This window comes from Agrobacterium sp. 22117 (assembly GCF_052045735.1).
GTDB classification, from domain to species: domain Bacteria; phylum Pseudomonadota; class Alphaproteobacteria; order Rhizobiales; family Rhizobiaceae; genus Agrobacterium; species Agrobacterium cavarae.
Window position 1 is genome coordinate 238,843 of sequence record NZ_JBQEPP010000005.1, and the last position, 17,369, is coordinate 256,211.

Annotated in this window: 17 protein-coding genes; 5 read left to right on the plus strand and 12 right to left on the minus strand. The window is 58.1% G+C overall.

Annotated elements, in window-relative coordinates:
* Positions 1–33 precede the first annotated feature (33 nt).
* Complete coding sequence (locus ACTJKV_RS15895) at positions 34–951, plus strand: lysylphosphatidylglycerol synthase transmembrane domain-containing protein (protein ID WP_440599056.1); 918 nt, start codon at positions 34–36, stop codon at positions 949–951.
* Between the two features lie 8 nt (positions 952–959).
* On the opposite strand, the gene ACTJKV_RS15900 is transcribed toward ACTJKV_RS15895, so the two are convergent.
* The 3 genes from ACTJKV_RS15900 to ribA are packed head-to-tail and all read right to left on the minus strand — an operon-like array spanning position 960 to position 3,607.
* Positions 960–1,715, minus strand: coding sequence for an FkbM family methyltransferase (locus ACTJKV_RS15900; protein WP_113261088.1), 756 nt, complete (start codon positions 1,713–1,715; stop codon positions 960–962).
* Positions 1,712–2,476: a CDP-alcohol phosphatidyltransferase family protein gene (locus ACTJKV_RS15905; protein ID WP_112519687.1), complete on the minus strand. Its 765-nt coding sequence runs from the start codon at positions 2,474–2,476 to the stop codon at positions 1,712–1,714. Before ACTJKV_RS15905 ends, ACTJKV_RS15900 begins: the two co-directional genes overlap by 4 nt.
* A 24-nt stretch (positions 2,477–2,500) precedes the next feature.
* Positions 2,501–3,607, minus strand: a complete 1,107-nt coding sequence (gene ribA / locus ACTJKV_RS15910; protein WP_440599057.1) for a GTP cyclohydrolase II RibA — start codon at positions 3,605–3,607, stop codon at positions 2,501–2,503.
* Between the two features lie 156 nt (positions 3,608–3,763).
* Between ribA and ACTJKV_RS15915 the strand changes: the two genes are divergently transcribed.
* The 4 genes from ACTJKV_RS15915 to ACTJKV_RS15930 are packed head-to-tail and all read left to right on the plus strand — an operon-like array spanning position 3,764 to position 7,011.
* Positions 3,764–4,765 (plus strand): zinc-dependent alcohol dehydrogenase, encoded by a 1,002-nt coding sequence (locus tag ACTJKV_RS15915; RefSeq protein ID WP_440599058.1) that lies wholly within the window; start codon positions 3,764–3,766, stop codon positions 4,763–4,765.
* Positions 4,766–4,778: 13 nt separating this feature from the next.
* Positions 4,779–5,177, plus strand: a complete 399-nt coding sequence (locus ACTJKV_RS15920) for a 6-pyruvoyl trahydropterin synthase family protein (protein WP_062424332.1) — start codon at positions 4,779–4,781, stop codon at positions 5,175–5,177.
* On the plus strand, positions 5,174–6,220 hold the full coding sequence (locus tag ACTJKV_RS15925) for a glycosyltransferase family 4 protein (RefSeq protein ID WP_440599059.1): 1,047 nt from the start codon (positions 5,174–5,176) through the stop codon (positions 6,218–6,220). Before ACTJKV_RS15920 ends, ACTJKV_RS15925 begins: the two co-directional genes overlap by 4 nt.
* The gene (locus tag ACTJKV_RS15930; protein WP_440599060.1) at positions 6,217–7,011 is read left to right on the plus strand and encodes a class I SAM-dependent methyltransferase; all 795 of its coding nucleotides are present in this window, start codon (positions 6,217–6,219) and stop codon (positions 7,009–7,011) included. Before ACTJKV_RS15925 ends, ACTJKV_RS15930 begins: the two co-directional genes overlap by 4 nt.
* Here the strand turns inward: ACTJKV_RS15930 and ACTJKV_RS15935 are convergent.
* From ACTJKV_RS15935 to ACTJKV_RS15975, 9 genes are all read right to left on the minus strand, one after another.
* Positions 6,940–7,773: a RibD family protein gene (locus ACTJKV_RS15935; RefSeq protein WP_440599061.1), complete on the minus strand. Its 834-nt coding sequence runs from the start codon at positions 7,771–7,773 to the stop codon at positions 6,940–6,942. The genes ACTJKV_RS15930 and ACTJKV_RS15935 overlap by 72 nt on opposite strands.
* A gap of 10 nt (positions 7,774–7,783) precedes the next feature.
* The gene (locus ACTJKV_RS15940) at positions 7,784–8,317 is read right to left on the minus strand and encodes a cytochrome b (RefSeq protein ID WP_440599062.1); all 534 of its coding nucleotides are present in this window, start codon (positions 8,315–8,317) and stop codon (positions 7,784–7,786) included.
* A gap of 165 nt (positions 8,318–8,482) precedes the next feature.
* Positions 8,483–10,309, minus strand: coding sequence for an ABC transporter ATP-binding protein (locus ACTJKV_RS15945; protein WP_440599063.1), 1,827 nt, complete (start codon positions 10,307–10,309; stop codon positions 8,483–8,485).
* A gap of 3 nt (positions 10,310–10,312) precedes the next feature.
* The gene (locus ACTJKV_RS15950) at positions 10,313–12,097 is read right to left on the minus strand and encodes a gamma-glutamyltransferase family protein (protein ID WP_440599064.1); all 1,785 of its coding nucleotides are present in this window, start codon (positions 12,095–12,097) and stop codon (positions 10,313–10,315) included.
* 21 nt (positions 12,098–12,118) lie between these two features.
* Complete coding sequence (locus ACTJKV_RS15955; RefSeq protein ID WP_113180329.1) at positions 12,119–12,991, minus strand: ABC transporter permease; 873 nt, start codon at positions 12,989–12,991, stop codon at positions 12,119–12,121.
* Positions 12,988–13,935: an ABC transporter permease gene (locus tag ACTJKV_RS15960; protein WP_062441422.1), complete on the minus strand. Its 948-nt coding sequence runs from the start codon at positions 13,933–13,935 to the stop codon at positions 12,988–12,990. Before ACTJKV_RS15960 ends, ACTJKV_RS15955 begins: the two co-directional genes overlap by 4 nt.
* Before the next feature lie 80 nt (positions 13,936–14,015).
* Complete coding sequence (locus tag ACTJKV_RS15965) at positions 14,016–15,527, minus strand: ABC transporter substrate-binding protein (protein WP_440599065.1); 1,512 nt, start codon at positions 15,525–15,527, stop codon at positions 14,016–14,018.
* 64 nt (positions 15,528–15,591) lie between these two features.
* Positions 15,592–16,329 (minus strand): FadR/GntR family transcriptional regulator, encoded by a 738-nt coding sequence (locus ACTJKV_RS15970; protein WP_440599066.1) that lies wholly within the window; start codon positions 16,327–16,329, stop codon positions 15,592–15,594.
* Between the two features lie 204 nt (positions 16,330–16,533).
* The gene (locus ACTJKV_RS15975; protein ID WP_440599067.1) at positions 16,534–17,343 is read right to left on the minus strand and encodes an inositol monophosphatase family protein; all 810 of its coding nucleotides are present in this window, start codon (positions 17,341–17,343) and stop codon (positions 16,534–16,536) included.
* Between the last annotated feature and the right edge of the window lie 26 nt (positions 17,344–17,369).

The following is a 17,369-nucleotide window of genomic DNA, read 5'->3' on the forward strand; positions in this document are numbered from 1 at the left end:
TGGAAAAGCAGCCAAAATGCAAAGGTCTTCCGCTTGAACAAACTGCGAATAGTCGTCTCTTTCATCACGCTTGCTTTTCTGGCGGCGATCGTCCTGAGAACAGATTTGAATGCGCTTGGACAATCGCTCTCCCGCACCTCGTGGATCGTTGTCGCAGTGTGTCTTGCGCTCGTCCAGCTGCAAATCGTTCTCTCTGCACTTCGCTGGCGTTTCACCTCCCGCCGTCTTGGGCAGGACATCGCCCCGATGAAGGCAATACGCGAATATTATGTCGCAAGTTTTCTCAACCAGACGCTCCCTGGCGGCGTGGGTGGAGATGCGATCAGAGCTTGGCGCATGCGGGGTGACGAACCAGGCGGCTGGCGGCAACCTGCCAAGGCAGTGATATTTGAGAGACTGTCCGGACAGATCGCATTTTTCATCCTTGCGATCGTCGGCCTCAGCGTCTGGCCGTTGGTGACGCAAACGGATTTCGGCCATCAGCTGCGGCACTACCTGTTGTTCGCCGGCGCATTGCTTCTCGCCGCGATCGTCGCTCTTTATGTCGCCAAGCCCAAATGGGCCACGCAAAACGCGCTGCGTGAAGACCTAGCCGAAGCCTTCGTGCGAAGGGGAGCTTGGATCGTGCAATCCACAACAAGTGCGGGCGTGCTTTCGACCTATGTGATCATATTCTTTATTGCCGCTGGCGCGACGGGCACGCAGCTGCCCTGGGTCGCCTGTCTGACCATTATTCCCTTCTGTCTCGTGGCAATGCTCATTCCGACAGGCTTTGGCGGCTGGGGCACGCGTGAGGCTGCGGCAATGGCGCTCTGGCCGTTGTTGGGAGCCGCGCCGCTCGATGGACTGGCGGCGAGCATCACCTATGGCTGGCTGTCGCTCCTTGGCACGGCGCCCGGCGTGATCTTTCTTGCCGCGAGCGCCTTGAAGAGACGACCGAGCCACGCCTGACCACTGCCTCACCGACGATCAATGCGCGCATAGATGTCGCCCGATTTGGCATCGGCCGGCATCGCAGCAAGTTCCGTCAGCATCTGGCTTCCCGTTTTCCACCCTTGCGAAACGAAGCGATGCGTTTCGCCCTCGACGCGATTGAAACGATAGTCGCCGATCGAGGCAAGCTTTGCGATCGCGTCGTTGGCAACCGACGGCATGGCGGGAATGTACTCGAACGCAATCAGGTCGATGGGCTGGCTCAGGCCTGCCAGAACCGCGGCTTCGGCGCCTTCCACATCGATCTTGATGAAGGCGGGCACCCCGTATTTTTCGATGAGATCATTTAGTCGCACCATGGGCACGGTGACCTTCCCATCCCACTTGACGTGGGAGAACCCTGCATTTTTCTTAACCGCCTCGACAAAGCTGGACGAAACGCTGGTGACCGTTGGGTGACGGCTGGAGATCAGCAGATCGACGCTTCCTCGCGTTGCACCGACAGCCACCCTTTCGAAGCCCTCAAGCTCTTTGCCAAGATGCTTTTCGACGAAGTCCGCGAAGAGAGGCTGAGGCTCGATTGCGACGACCCTCGCTCCGATCTCGATCAGCGTTCGGCTGCGGCTTCCCACATGAGCGCCGATGTCGAAGACAAGCTGTCCGGGAGAGACGAGAGAGCGGTAAAAGCGCTTCAATCCAAAGCGCCGCCACGGCTGACCGTAATAAACGACGAGAGAGCGAGCAAGACCGAGCGATGACGATAGCGTTTTGGCCACCGTCATGCGCTCACCCGTTTGCGCATGAGATAAACGATGTCTGCTGAAAATGAGTAGACGAGCGCCAGAAGTGCCGCCGCGGCCAGATAGTTCGAGACTGGAGCAACCACGGCTGGAACGAGGATGAGGCACAGGATCGACACCTGCACCACACAGACGAACTTGCGCCTGATCGATGACGGGAGATCGGCTGCGAGCCCCGGAACAAGCCAACCGGCCGCGACGAAGAAATACCGCATCAGTCCGATCAGCAGCACCCAGGCACCCGCCTTGTCCAGAAGAGCGGCCGCGGCCGAGAGGATGAGGATCAGGAAGGCATCGACTTCCATATCGAAGCGAGCGCCAAGCTCGGATTCTTGACGATACCGCCGTGCGAGATAGCCATCTATTCCGTCAAGCGCCAGCGCTACCACAACGACGCCAACGAGGATCCATAAGACCGTGTCCGCCTGCTGCAGACTTTCGAAACAGAGCACAGTTGCTGCTGTCAAACTCACGAGCGAGGCTCGAATGGCCGTCACCGTATTGGCATAACCGAACCGCCGATGCGGATATTGCGGAAGCAGATAAAGCACGAAGGCGAATATCGCCGAAAGGGACAGCGTTGCGGCAACGACAAAATCCCAACCCAGCGACATTTCCACACGCACCAAGACCGCTACGGCGATGGTGCCGAGCAGCAGGCAGGCGAGATTTGCCAACGTGTTTCGCACGAGAGGCCTTCGGTCTCTCAAGGTCGCGAGCGACTCGCCCTGTATTAGTGCCATTTTTATCCTCCCGGGATCATGGACTTATTCGGCTGCAACGAGCGTTTCAAGGTCCATCAGATGCCCGGCACGGACGGTCTTGGTGCGGAGGTAGTTCTGGTTCTCGGCGGTGACGGTGCCCGTTACCGGAGCGCGCGCCTCCACCTCGATACCTCCGGCACGAAGGCCAATGATCTTGGTTGGATTGTTTGTGTAGACGGCGACCTTCTTGATGTTCATATGACCCAACATCGCAACCGCCGCTTCATAACGACGGTGGTCCTCGGAAAGGCCAAGTTCGGCGTCAGCGTCGATCGTGTCAAGGCCGAGATGCTGGTAGCCATAGGCACGCATTTTCGCGCCGATGCCAGTGCCACGACCTTCCTGGTCAAGATAAAGCAGCACGCCGCCACCCGCCTGCTTCAACAGTGCGAGACCATTGCGCAACTGATCCCCACAGTCGCATTTCAGCGAGTTGCAGAGGTCACCCGTAATGCAGGACGAATGGATGCGGATCGGTACGGTGCGCGACACGTCCGGATTGCCAACGACGATCGCAACCTGATCTTTTTGCGCAAGACCGCCGCGAAAAACGACAAACTCGGAATTGCCCAGGTCTTTGAGTGGAACGCGCGTTCTTACCACCTTCTCGAAGCGCTGGAGCGCCATTTCTGTATTCAGCAGGCGTGACGCAGAGAGCTCGCAGCATCCGGCAAAACGCTCAGGCGAGGAAGAAACATCGGCCATGACCATAGCAGGCAGGAGAAGCGCGACACGCGCCAATTCTGCCGTCTGCGATGCAAGTTCGTCGGCTGTCGTCCAATTCTGGGGACGGTCTGCGCCAAGAACGTAGGACAGCCGCGACGCCTCCTCGAAGCTGACGCCCGAAAGCGGCGTGAGTACGTCTCCACCACCCACAATGCCCAGGCGCGTTGCGCGCGGTGCAGTGAGAAGGAGAGAATGGCTGTTTTCGGTCGCCATCGCAAACTGGTCGTAAATCGAAGGCGCAACGGCGTCCAGTGCAAGAACAGCGAGGCGTCGCTCGTTTGAGGAGAAGAGGATTGGGCGACCGTAGCGGAGTTCCGAAACGGCGCGCTCGACTTCAATCTCAGGGGTGGAAAACTGAAAAGCAGCATGGGTGGCAGACGACATGTGACATACTCTCCCTAGACGGTTTTTGTTTTCTACGGAGAAGATCATGGTTGGATTTCTCGCAGACACGGAATTTATTTTAACAATCCGTACGGAACAAAACGCGTGTCTCGGCAATACGCTCCATTGGAATTCGCATTTATTAGGATCACCATTTTGGCATCAGCATCGGCCGAAACTTTGAGTAACAAGACCACATTATGCCGGGCGCTGTGGATCGAGACGGCCAACCGTTGCGCCATCAGGCAAGAGAGCATCGAACCTCTTCAGGCAGATCAGGTTCTTGTCCGCACACTCTACAGTGGGATCAGCCGTGGTACCGAATCTCTGGTGCTTGCTGGCAAGGTGCCGCAGAGCGAGTTTGACAGAATGCGCGGCCCTCACATGGAAGGCAGCTTCTCATTTCCGGTAAAGTACGGCTATTCCACAGTCGGGAGGATTGAAGCCGGCCCGGACGATCTGATCGGCAAGACGGTATTCTGCCTCCATCCGCATCAGGATCGTTTCGTCACCACGAAGGACATGATCGCTGTATTGCCGGAAGGTCTTCCCCCGGAGCGTGGCGTTCTCGCAGCAAATATGGAGACGGCACTCAACATCGTCTGGGATGCCATGATCCAACCCGGTGACCGCGTCGCTGTCTTTGGCGCCGGCGTCGTGGGAACGCTAGTCGCCAACCTTTCTCGCAGAATTGCGGGCACCGATACGGTATTGGTGGACACCAATACCGATCGGCGCGCGCATGCTGAGGCCATGGGTATTTCCTTTGCAGAGGCTGGCACGCTCAAGGGCGAATTTGACGTACTGATCAACGCATCAGCGGCCGGCGCGGCGCTTTCCGAAGCCATCGAACATGCTGGCACCGAGGCGCGTATCATCGAGGCAAGCTGGTATGGCGACAAGATCATTTCCATTCCGCTCGGCGGCGCGTTCCACTCAAAGCGCCTGCAACTGATAAGTTCGCAGGTCGGGGCCGTGCCCCCTGCACGGCGAGCGCGCTGGAGTTTTGGCCGACGCATGGCGAAAGCTTTGGACCTATTGGCGGACGATAGCCTCGATCACCTCATTTCCGGCGAGACAGACTTTGCTGATCTGGCCGAGGATTATCCCCGTATCCTTTCATCGCAGACGACGCTCTGCCACCGCATCCGCTACTAACGAAAGAGAGACCATGTTCGCAGTCGAAGTCCGAGACCACATCATGATCGCCCACAGCCTTCCGCGTCCGGTATTCGGACCGGCACAGGGCATGCATGGCGCCACCTTCGTCGTCGATGCAGCTTTCTTCACGAAAGACGTGGACGAAGACGGTCTTGCAGTCGACATCGGGGCAGCGACGACCGTTCTCTCCGAAACCCTTAAACCCTTGAATTACCAGAACCTTGATGAGCTCGATATCTTCAAGGGCAAGGTCAGCACCACTGAAGTCATCGCAAAACACATTTTCGATCAGTTGGCTGAAGCCGTTGCCGTCAAGCGTCTTGGCCCAGGCAGCCATCGGATTTGCCGCATTCGGGTGCTGTTGCATGAATCGCATGCCGCGCGCGGCTGGTATGAGGCCGACCTTTGATATCAAGGCTGGCCTTTGCCTACCCCGGTGATCTCGAGCTGAAAACCGGGGGCTACGGCTATGATCGCGAAATCATAGCAGGGCTCGAGCGGCTTGGATGGGCGATCGATCTCGTTCCCCTCGGGGAGGGTTTCCCCTCCCCGTCTTCAAACGTTCTGAGAGAGGCTGAAAGGCGGCTTTGTGCGCTGCCTGACGGCATGCCCGTGATGATCGACGGGCTTGCTTTTGGCGTTATGGACGAGTGGGCAAAGCGGGAGGAAACGCGTCTCAAGATCGTGGCGCTCGTTCATCATCCCTTGGCGCTCGAGACCGGCGTCAGCGAGAGCGATCAAATGCGCTTGCGGCGCACCGAAACAAACGCGCTTGCCGCCACGCAGCATGTTTTCGTCACCTCACCGATGACGGCGCGCGAATTGATCGAGAACTTTGATGTGCCGGAATCCAAGGTTAGCGTCGCTGTGCCCGGCACAGCAAAACCGCTGCAAGGTCATAAGACACACAACGAGATCCCGCAGATCCTCTCCGTCGGCTCCCTCACGAGACGGAAAGGCCACGATGTCCTGATCGCATCGCTCGCAATGATCGTCGATCTTTCGTGGCAGGCCACGATCATCGGCAGCCCACATCTCGACCCTTCTGTCTCCTCGGCTCTGGAGGAGCAGATCAGAGCTCTTGGCCTCAACGACCGCATCACGCTTGCGGGCGAATGCGATGATCTTTCGGCCACCTATGCCGGTGCTGATATCTTTGCCCTTGCCAGCCGGTATGAAGGCTACGGCATGGTGTTTGCGGAAGCACTCTCTTACGGCCTGCCGATCGTTGCATGTCATTCGGGCGCCGTGCCGGATGTCGTCCCAAGCGATGCCGGTTTCCTGGTCCCGGTGGATGATGTCGAGGCTATGGCCTTTGCGCTGAGACGCCTCTTGATCGATCCCGACGAGCGAACTCGCCGGGCCGAGGCTGCCGCATTCGCGGGCGCAGAGCTTCCGACCTGGACCGATACGTCCACCATCATTTCCAACAGATTGAAAGATTTGATATGAGCGGCTTTGACAAGGAATGGCTTCGCCTTCGTGAACCGGCCGATCGCGCGGCACGATCGTCCTCTCTTGTTGAGACGGTGAAAGCTTACATAGAATCCCACTCTCAGCATGTCGTCATGGATATCGGTTGCGGTACCGGATCGACCTTCCGTACCCTCTCACCGCTTCTGGCCGATGTGGAGTGGAAACTGCTGGATTATGAGACGGTGTTGCTTGACGAAGCAAAACGCCAGATCGGATCGCGGGACGATGTATCATTTCATTGCGCCGACCTGAATACGCTGGACGAGAGTTTGCTCGAGAATGTCGCGGTCGTCACCGCATCCGCTTTGTTCGACCTCTGTTCGGAGGATTTCTGCCGCCGATTTGTCGAGCGATTGGCACGCAAAAAGATCGGGCTTTATGCCGCGCTCAACTATGATGGCGTCATGGAATGGTCGATCAAGCACTCTTTGGATAGTGCCGTTGTGGCCGATTTCAACGCGCATCAGCGCAAGGACAAGGGTTTCGGACCCGCTCTGGGACCAGATGCCACCGATTATTTATCGGGCTTATGCGAAGAAGCGGGATTCTCCATTGAGACGGCCTCCAGCCCATGGGAGCTTGGACCGGAATCCGAGGCGCTTCAAATCGAGTTTCTTGCTGGGCTTGCCACCCCTATCCACGAAATCGGAAACATCGACCCCGCAGAGTTCAAGCAGTGGCTCGACTTTCGTCTGTCACGCATTGGCATAGATGGAAGCCGGTGCATCGTCGGCCACACGGATTTCCTGGCCCTTCCGAACGCTTGAATCTGCCTGCGGCTTCAGACAGCAGTCGAAAAGCACATCGCTTCCAAGGCTGTAAATATCGGCCTGAGGGCGGTGAGCATTGCAAAGCTGTGCGATCGGCGGAAGCGAGATGCCGCACGGGCCTGAACCAATGATCAGGGGCGCAATCGCGACATGCAGTCGGTCGACCAGTCCCGCGTCGATGAAGCGGGCGATTGTGCGCGCTCCGCCTTCGACAAGAATGCGCTTGAGGCCACGCTCTGCAAGACAATCAAGAATGTCGCGCGGATCAAGACCGCGGCCGCTGCGCTGGAGCTTTACCACCTCGGCGCGATACGACGTTGCGGGAGCGTCATGCCCTTGAATGACGATCACCGGCGCACCGTCATCATTGAACAGTCCTTCCTTCCCCGTCAGTTCACCTTTGCAGTCGATGATGACACGCGTTGGGCTTGGTCCCTTGACTTCGCGCACGGAGAGGCGGGGATTGTCGTTCTGGACTGTACCAACACCGACGATGACCGCGTCCACAAGCGCGCGGCACCGATGCAGATGCGCCAAACCATCGGGTCCGGAAATGTCGCGGGCATCGCCTGTCGGCGTTGCGACGCGCCCATCGAGCGACTGACCGACCTGCGCGATGACGAAACCGTCCCTTCCTGCTGCAATTGAACCATAGAGCATCAGCGCCGGGTCGGCTTCCTTACGGCGGAGGGTGTCCTTCCCATCGCGAATGGAAAGAAGCTTCGTCCAGAGCCTGTCGGTCATGTGAAGGTTGCGCATCGACGTCCCTTTAAAGAATGCGGTAAAGCGTGGCGTCCCGGCGGATCAAATGGTGGAAGATCACAGCCAGCATGTGTAACGCGACCAACGTCAAAATGATCCACGCGCTCCATTCATGGATCGCTGAAAATATCGGCGCGATGTCTGGAGATTTTCCGATCGGGCTCCAGATGGGCACCAGTCCGAACCACTGCAGGGGAAAGCCATGCGCATTCGTGGCGAGAAAACCCGACACCGGCATAATGATGAGGAAGAGGTAGAGCAGACCGTGGACTGAGTGGGCGGCAATCCGCTCCAGCGCCGGTCCCTCAATTGGCGGCGCCCGTCTATACAGCCTGACTCCAACCCTCAGCAACATGACCCAAAGAATGAGAAAGCCAAGGCTTTCATGGACGAGGTAGAAGTCGAGCTTCACTTCATCTTTTACGAAGCCAATCATCAGCCCGAGCGGCCATGTCAGAAAAACCAGGATGGCAACGATCCAGTGCAGCAGCCGAGAAGCGGCACTGTATCTTGGAATATCCGGCAGCGATCGATCACCCATCCTCATGACTCCTCCAGGATTGAGCATCATCATGCCACAACGGACGGAGCCAAGGATAGTTGTCGGCATGGATGGAAATCGGTGCGGTACGTTTGCGAGGCACCGAGTGACCCCAACGTGACCCGATGTCAGGTCACGCTGTTGATCACATTCGTCGCAGCCCGATCAGGCCAGCACAAGATGTCCCGGCGAAACTTCACGATACTCCCTCTTGGGCGCGACATAGCCAACATTGCGGACAGGGCTTTTCAGCTCTTCGATACCGGCATTGCGCCGAATGCCGCGGCGGGCTGGGTCTGGCACAGGAACCGCTGCCATCAGCTTTTTCGTGTAGGCGTGCTGTGGATTGGCAAAGATCTGCGTACGCGGGCCGATTTCGACGATCTCTCCAAGATACATCACCGCCACCCGGTGGCTGACGCGCTCGACAACCGCCATATCATGGCTGATGAAAAGGAAGGCGATTTTGAACTGTTCCTGCAAATCCATCAGCAGATTGCAGACCTGCGCCTTGATCGACACATCAAGGGCGGAGACGCTTTCATCAGCAACGATGACTTTCGGATTGAGCGCCAGAGCGCGAGCAATCGCCACGCGTTGACGCTGACCGCCGGAAAACTCGTGCGGGTAGCGATCCATCATGGTCGATGACAATCCGACCCGCTCCAGCAGATCAGCCGCTTTTCGACGCGCATCCGATGGCGACGCGATGCGGTGCTTGATCATCGGCTCCGCCACAGCCGAACCCACTGTCATGCGCGGATTGAGGCTCGAGAACGGGTCCTGGAAGATCATCTGCACGCTTCGCCGTAACGAACGCAAGTCCGTTGGGCCGAGCTTCAGCACATCGTAACCGTCGAGAGAGACTTCACCGGACTCCGGCTCCACGAGCCTGGTGATCGACCGGCCCGTTGTGGACTTGCCGCAACCTGACTCGCCTACCAGGGAAAGCGTCTCACCTTGAAAGAGATCGAAGCTGATATTCTCGACAGCGTGCACAGCGCCCGTCACCCGGCCGAAGAGACCGGAGCGGATGGCAAAGCGCGTGACAAGGTTCTTGACCGAAAGAACCGGCGTCAGGCCGCCCTCCACGGTGTCCGCGACCTCGACGCTCTCGCCCACCTCTCCCGTCTGCATATCGACCTTGGGGAAGCGCAAAGGTCTGCCATGTCCATCCATCGAACCAAGTTTCGGCACTGCTGCCAGAAGCGCGCGCGTGTAGGGATGCTGTCCACGGTGAAAGATATCCGCGGTGTCACCGGTCTCGACTTGGTCGCCGCGGAACATCACGATGGTGCGATCGGCAATTTCGGCGACGACACCCATATCATGGGTGATGAAGAGGACGGCCATGCCCTCCTCTTCCTGCAAGGTTTTGATCAGATCGAGGATTTGCCCCTGGATCGTCACGTCGAGTGCGGTCGTCGGTTCATCGGCGATCAGAAGCTTCGGTTTCGAGGCCAGCGCCATGGCAATCATGACACGCTGGCGCATGCCGCCGGAAAATTGATGCGGATACTCGTCAAAACGGCCAGCAGCATTGGGAATGCGTACCTTTTCCAGCAGCCGTATCGTTTCGTCCCTGGCTTGACCCTTGGTCATCCCCTTGTGCCGGATCAGCACCTCAGAAATCTGCCGCCCGATGGTGAAGACCGGATTGAGCGATGTCATCGGCTCCTGAAAGATCATCGCAACATCATTGCCGCGCACATGGCGCATCTCCTGCTCGGAAAGCGAGAGAATGGCCTTGCCGTTCAGTTCCACCTCACCTTCGATCCGGCTGACCAGGGGATCGAGAAGCCGCATCAGCGATAGCGAGGTAACGCTTTTGCCCGAACCACTTTCACCCACAATCGCCACCGTCTCACCGGCTTTCACCTCGAAGGAAAGTCCGCGGACCACCGTCTTCCATTCGTCATCGACCTTAAACGAGGTCGTCAGGTTTTTGACACGCAGAACTGTTTCGCTAGACGTCTGCCCATTGGCGGTCATGGCTCATCTCCCCACAGCATAGGCCTGCATCAGGCGTGGTGTGGCCGCTGCGCGCAGCAGCCCATCGTTATCGCGTCGCGCTGCCGTCAAACGGCCCACGGTCCAAGGTTCGGCGGGCGTGACGTCATGACCGCGGCTGCGCAATTCACGCAGAGTATCGTCACCGACGCTCGTCTCGATCATGACGTTACCGGGCTGGCGGGTCCGCGGATAGAACGACCCCGGGAAGTGCGACGTATGGAAGAGCGGCAGATCGATTGCTTCCTGCAAGTTCAGTCCAAAGTGGGTATAGCGCAAGAAGAAGGACAGTTGCCACTGGTCCTGCTGGTCGCCACCAGGCGTCCCGAACGCCAATGTCGGGCGACCCTCTAAAAGTGCCAGCGACGGTGTCAATGTCGTGCGAGGGCGCTTGCCCGGCGCAAGAGAGGTCGGAAGACCGGGCTTCAGCCAAAACATCTGCGCGCGGGAATTCAGGCAGAATCCAAGGCCAGGAACGATGGGCGAGCTTTGCAGCCAGCCACCGGACGGCGTGACCGAGACCATGTTACCTTCCCGGTCGATGACATCGATATGGACGGTGTCACCGCGCTTTTCGGTCAGATGCGACATGGTCGGCTCATAGACCGCACCGGTGCCCTGCATCGAGTTCAGCATGGAGAGCGTCAGATCGCGCTGGTTCTCAAAGCCGGGCACGAGTCCCGGCCGCAGGTCCATCGATGCTTGGTCCGAGATAAGCTTGCGGCGCTCGTCATTGTAAGCGTCCGACAGCAAGGTCTGCACCGGCACCTGCGCAAAGTCCGGGTCTCCGTAGTAAACCTCGCGGTCAGCATAGGCGAGCTTCATCGCCTCGACGACGGTGTGGACGAAATCCGGGCCAGCCGGATCCATCTTACCGATATCAAGGCCTTTCAACAGCGCAAGCGATTGCAACAGCACCGGCCCCTGCCCCCACGGACCTGTCTTGGCAACCGTCCAGCCGTGATAATCATAGGTGGTCGGCGCATCGATGGTGGCCTGATAGCCCGCCATATCATCGGCTGTCAGGACACCCTTGTGGCGCGAACCGCTGGCATCCATCACCTCAGCTCCAGCGAGATAGTCGGCAATCTTCTCAGCGACAAAGCCGCGGTAGAATGCATCGCGTGCCGCTTCAATGCCAGCTTCACGACCAGGCTTGGCTTCAGACTCCTTGACGATCCGCTTCCAGGTTTCGGCAAGAACCGGGTTCTTGAAGTTTGACAGTGGCTGCGGAGCGTGACCGCCGGGCACCCACGTCTCGTAAGATGTCGGCCATTCCGTCTCGAAGAAATGCGCCAGCCCGGCAATCGAGGCGGAAACGCGCGCCAGCAGCGGATGGCCGTTTTCCAGATAATGGATGGCGGGCTCCAGCACGTCCCGGACACTCATCGTACCGTAGTCGCGCAGCATCAGCATCCAGCCGTCAAAGGCGCCCGGAATAACGGTTGCCAGCAACCCGTCGCCGGGGATGATGTCGATGCCTTCGCCTTTGTAGTGCTCGATAGTGGCGCCAGCAGGGGCCGGACCCTGCGCGCAGATGACCTCGACCTTGTCCTTCTTCTTCGAATAGATCACCGCGGGCATATCGCCGCCTGGACCATTCAGATGTGGTTCGAGAACCTGGAGCACGAAGCCCGTTGCCACGGCAGCATCGAAGGCGTTTCCGCCCTTTTCGAGAATGCTCATGCCGACCGAGGATGCGATCCAGTGCGTGGAGGTCACGACACCGAAGGTACCGAGGATTTCAGGGCGAGTTGTGAATACAGTCATAGGATCAGTCCTTCGGGATTATCAGTGTTCACGTGGATCGAGCGCATCTCGCAGGCCATCGCCCAGGAGATTGAAACCGATCACCACGAGGAAGATGGCTGCACCCGGCCAGATGGCCATCCAGGGTGCCTGTGAAAGATAGTTCTTCGCGACATTGAGCATCGAGCCCCAGCTTGCCGCCGGCGCCTGCTGTCCAAGGCCGAGGAAGGAGAGGCTTGCCTCGGCAATGATTGCTGTTGCCACCGTCAATGTCGCCTGAACGATGATAGGCGGCACGATGTTGGGAAGGATGTAGCGAAGCATGATATCGTGATGACCGAGCCCGATCGAGCGCGCCCCTTCGATATAGTCCTCCGTCTTGACTGCAAGCACCTGTGCACGTGTCAACCGGATGAAGATCGGCATGGCAGAAAGACCGATCGCGATCATTGCGTTGGTGAGGCTTGGGCCAAGAAAGGCGGCAAGCGCGATCGCCATGATCAGGAACGGCATTGCCAGAAAGGCTTCCGTGATGCGCGAGATCACCTGGTCGAGCCAACCGCCGAAATAGCCGGAGATAAGACCGAGCGGCACACCCGTGATGACCGCGATGAACACGGAGACGACGCCCGCCATTAGCGAGGCCTGTGCTCCCCAGATCATGCGCGAGAGGATGTCACGACCGATATCATCCGTGCCAAGCCAATGTGCCGCCGACGGCGCCTTGCGGATGGCGCTCCAGCTTGTGGCATAGGGATCGGCGATCGGCAGAACGGGTGCGAGCAGAGCGACAACTGCAAAGAACACGATGATGATGAGACCTGCGATGGCGCTCTTGTTGCGCTTCATCTTTTTCCATGCGCGATTTTGCGAGCGCTTGGCGACCGGGGCGGCTATCTGAACGGTCGCACTCATATGGCAGCCCTCATGCGTGGATTGAGCAGAACCGTGACGACATCCGCCAGAAGGTTCATCAGGATGAAGCCGATCGCAGTGCACAGCACCACACCTTGGACGACGGCATAATCACGCGTGAAGACCGCATCGACGATGAGCTTCCCAAAGCCTGGAATGGTGAAAATCTGCTCGGTCAAAACAGCACCGGCCAGCAATTCTCCGAAGAGCAGCGCCGACAAAGTGATGATGGGCAGAAGAGCGTTTCTGAAGGAATGGCTGAGCACCACCTGCCAGCTGGATAGTCCCTTGGCTCTCGCGGTACGGATATAGTCGGACTTCATCACCGAGAGCATGGCAGATCGCGTGTGACGCATCAGCGTCGCGGCCAGCGCATTACCGAGAACGAAGGACGGCATGATCATGGTCTGGATCGAGCGAACAGGATCAACGAAAATAGATTCGTAGCCTGATGCCGGAAGCCATCCGAGATGGACCGACACCAGCAGGATCAGCATGATACCAAGCCAGAAATTCGGGATCGAGAGACCGGACAGAGCCACGATGTTCGAAAGATAATCGATCCACGTATTCTGTTTGACGGCAGCAAGAATGCCGATCGGCACACCGATGATCAGCGCGAAGAACATCGACATCACGGCAAGCTGGATGGTGACCGGCAGCTTCTGGCCGATCAATTCAAGAACCGGCTGATTGGTCCTCAGCGATATGCCGAAATCCCCCTGAAGCACCGATCCGAGCCAGTAGAAATACTGGTAAACGACCGGGTCATTCAATCGATACCGCTCGCGCAGGAGTTCGATGACGGCAGGATCGCGCTCCTCGCCCGCCATGGCGAGAATGGGATCGCCCGGCAGAAGCTTTTGCAGCGAGAAAACAAAAATGGAAATGATAAGCAGCGTCGGTATGGCAACCAAGAGCCGCTTGCCGATATAGATGTGCATTGGATCGATCCTTGAAACACCGGTGTGCCGGAGATTGGCACAGGCGCCGTTGCCAGCGCCTGCGACGGAACATCAAGTGCTTATGAGCCTTTCTTCACACCGGTCAGGCGGATCATGCCATCGGATGAAGGGGTGAAGCCGGTCACCGCTTTGGAGGTCGCGTAGAGATAGGCTTGATGGCCGAGATAGATCAGCGGCAGATCGTCATCGAGGATTTTAGTCGCCGCGTCATACTTCTCCTTGCGAACCGCATCGTCAGTCGAGGCACGCGCCTCGTCGAGCAGCTTGTCCACTTCCGGATTGCAATATTTGGTGTCGTTGATGCCACCCTTGCAGGTCACGAACTGGTGAATATTGCCGTCGGGATCGGAACGACCAGACCAGTCTGAGCGTGAAAGCACGTAGTTGCCCGCCGTCTGCTCGGAAAGCAGTGTCGCAAATTCGGTTGCCTTCAGTTTCACATCGAAGCCAGCCTCCGCCGCCATGGCCTGGATGACCTGCATCATCTGCGTCTGGGTGGTGTTGTTTGCATGCTGCAATTCGATTTCGTAGCGGTCGAAGCCAGCTTCCTTCATCAGTGCCTTGGCCTTTTCCACGTCGCGCGCCGGTACGGGGACGTCCTTGTTGTACCAGGGGCTTGTCGGTGGCCACGCCTGATTACCGGCCATTGCCGTCCCTTCGAAGACGACCTGGTTGATCGCCTCGCGGTCGATGGCAAGCGAGAAAGCCTGGCGCAGACGCTTGTCCTTGCCAAAAGGATTATTGGCCTTCGGACCGTTGCCGATATTGACATACATGGCCATGTAGCCCGGCCCCACGACTTCGCCATAGGTCAGCTTCGGATCGTCCTTGACCGACGCCGCATCCGAAGCAGAGATGCGTTCCGCCATGTCGAGATCACCGGCGCGCAGGTTTGCCAGACGTACGGTGGTGTCCGGGATCGGCAGGAAGGTCACCTTGTCGAGGAAGATGTTGTCCTTGTTCCAATAATCGGCGAATTTCTCCAGCACGATGCGGTCCTGCTGAATGCGCTCGACGAACTTGAACGGTCCGGCACAAACCGGCTTGGAACCGAAGTTCGCACCGAGTTCCTTGCCAGCCTTCGGCGAAATCATCATGCCGGCGCGGTCAGAGAGCTGGGCCAGCAGGCTGGCATCAGGCTTCTTCAACGTGAACTTGATTTGATACTCGCCGGTCGCTTCCACCTTCGCCACGGAGGCGAGCTCGCTCTTGCGGCGCGATTCCGGCATCGTCATGTTGCGCTCGATCGTATAGACGGCCGCCTCGGCATTGAATGGCGTGCCGTCGTGGAAAACGACGCCTTCGCGCAGGTCCATCGTCAGCGTGTTGCCATTGTCGCCCCAGGCCCATTTGGTGGCCAGTTGCGGAACGACGGACAGATTGTTGTCGAGGTCCACCAGTTTGTCGCACATGCTGGTATAGACGAGGCGTCCCACGAAGGTTCGTGATTGGGCAGGATCGAGCACGTCGGCGTCGTCCTGCAAGCCGATGCGAATATCCGCGGCAAAGGCCGAGGTGGAGAGCAATGCTGCGGTCAGCAGAGTGGCGGAAAATTTGGTGATCTGTCTCATGTCGTTCTTCCTCTGGATGGTGTTCAGGCAGCCGGTGTTCCGGTTCTTGCCGCGGTGATGTCTGTCAGATCTCTCCCTTCGATCCGTGATCGAGATGATCCATCGATGTCTGGCGGATAAGGCGTTCCTGCAATGTCAGGAGGTGATTGCGCATGGCTTCACCCGCCTTGGACGGATCGCGTGCCGCAATCGCGTCGATGATTTCGGCATGCTGGTCGCGCGATTCCTTCAGCGTGTCATCGAGTCGGCGTGCACGTTCGCGAACCGCCTGCCAGGACGGGTCTTGGCGCACGCGATTGACGACGTCGAAGAGCGACAGAAAAAGCTGATTGCCCGCGCTCTGCGCAATCAGACGATGGAGCGAACCATCCCAAAGCTCTCGCCAATCCGCATCGGTGCGCTCATAGATCTTGGCGCAGGTTTCGCGCATGCGCAGAATATCGGAAGGTTTGGCTCGCATGGCGGCAAGCTGCGCCAGTTGCGGTTCGATGCGAAGACGCACCTCCATGATTTCCATGAAGTTCGTGCCGGGGACGAGGCTTGCCGCATGGTCGCCCCAGCTATCGGGCTTCTGACCGAGGAAGGTGCCTGCCCCTTGGCGACGCCAGATCAAGCCTTCTGCTTCAAGCACTTCCAGTGCTCGCCGAATTTCACGGCGGCCCGCACCAAGGCGCTCGCTCAACGTGCGCTCCGTCGGCAATTTTCCATCGCGGCCAAAAGCACTTACAGCGATAAATTCGCGCAGACGTTCAAGCGCGTAGTTCGCATTGTCGAGACCAGCGATGTTGGATTTCTCATTCATTGGTGCGTACCAATTTCACATTGGTTCAATGAATGCGGAACGAGCCCATTCGTCAAGCACAAATTTTATCCACGCAGAAATTTTATGCAGAAAACGCACCACCGAGCGAATATGCTTGCCTGAGATAGATGGAAAAAGCAGCGGCCATGGTACGGACCGCTGCTTTCTAAAATCACTAAAGATGATTTTTAAATTAGAGCAAGCTCAAGCTGCCAAACCGGTTTGATGAATTTCCACAAGCTCCTGATAGCATGATGTATTTCCTGCAAGAACAGGCTGACCCTCGAAGAGCTTTTCGCCCTCCAGCGAGAATGGCATGACCTGCCCGCCCGCTTCTTTCACCAGACAGAAACCGGCCATGCAGTCCCAGGCCCGCATATGGGGTTCATAGTAACCGACTAGCCGGCCTGCAGCCACATAGGCCAGCATCAGCGCGCCGGAGCCGTTGCGGATAAAATTGCCGCCACGCGCCATCACATCACTGATGATCCGACCAACTCTCTCCGGCGTTACGTAATTGTTGGAACCAATACCGGTCAGAGCGTTCTGAATATTTCTGGAAGGATCAAGCGTCAAACGCCTGCCGTTCAAGGTCGCGCCATGTCCTTCAGCAGATGCATAAGTCTCGTCGGCACATGGCACGCGGATCACGCCGATGACTGGCTTTCCTTCCCGGACCACGGCGATCGAGACGCACCAACTCGGCATGCCGTTGACGAAGGGCGCGGTCCCATCGATCGGGTCTACCACCCAGGTGTAGCCAGAGACACCGTCATCATAGCCATGCTCCTCGCCAAGAAAGCCGTCACCGGAGAAGGTCGCAGCGACGCGCTCCCGCAGCATGGTTTCGACGTTGCGATCGGCGATCGAGACGACGTCCTGAAGATCCCTCTTCGTCTCGATCACCAGGCTGTCGCGCTTGTTGAAATAGTCGAGCGCCGTCGCACCGGCCTCAGCCGCCAATTCCTGTGCAAGCGCAAAGCGCTGTTCGAGGCCGTCATTCCGTTCTGTCATTTCCAATGTCCTTGATTGAATTCACT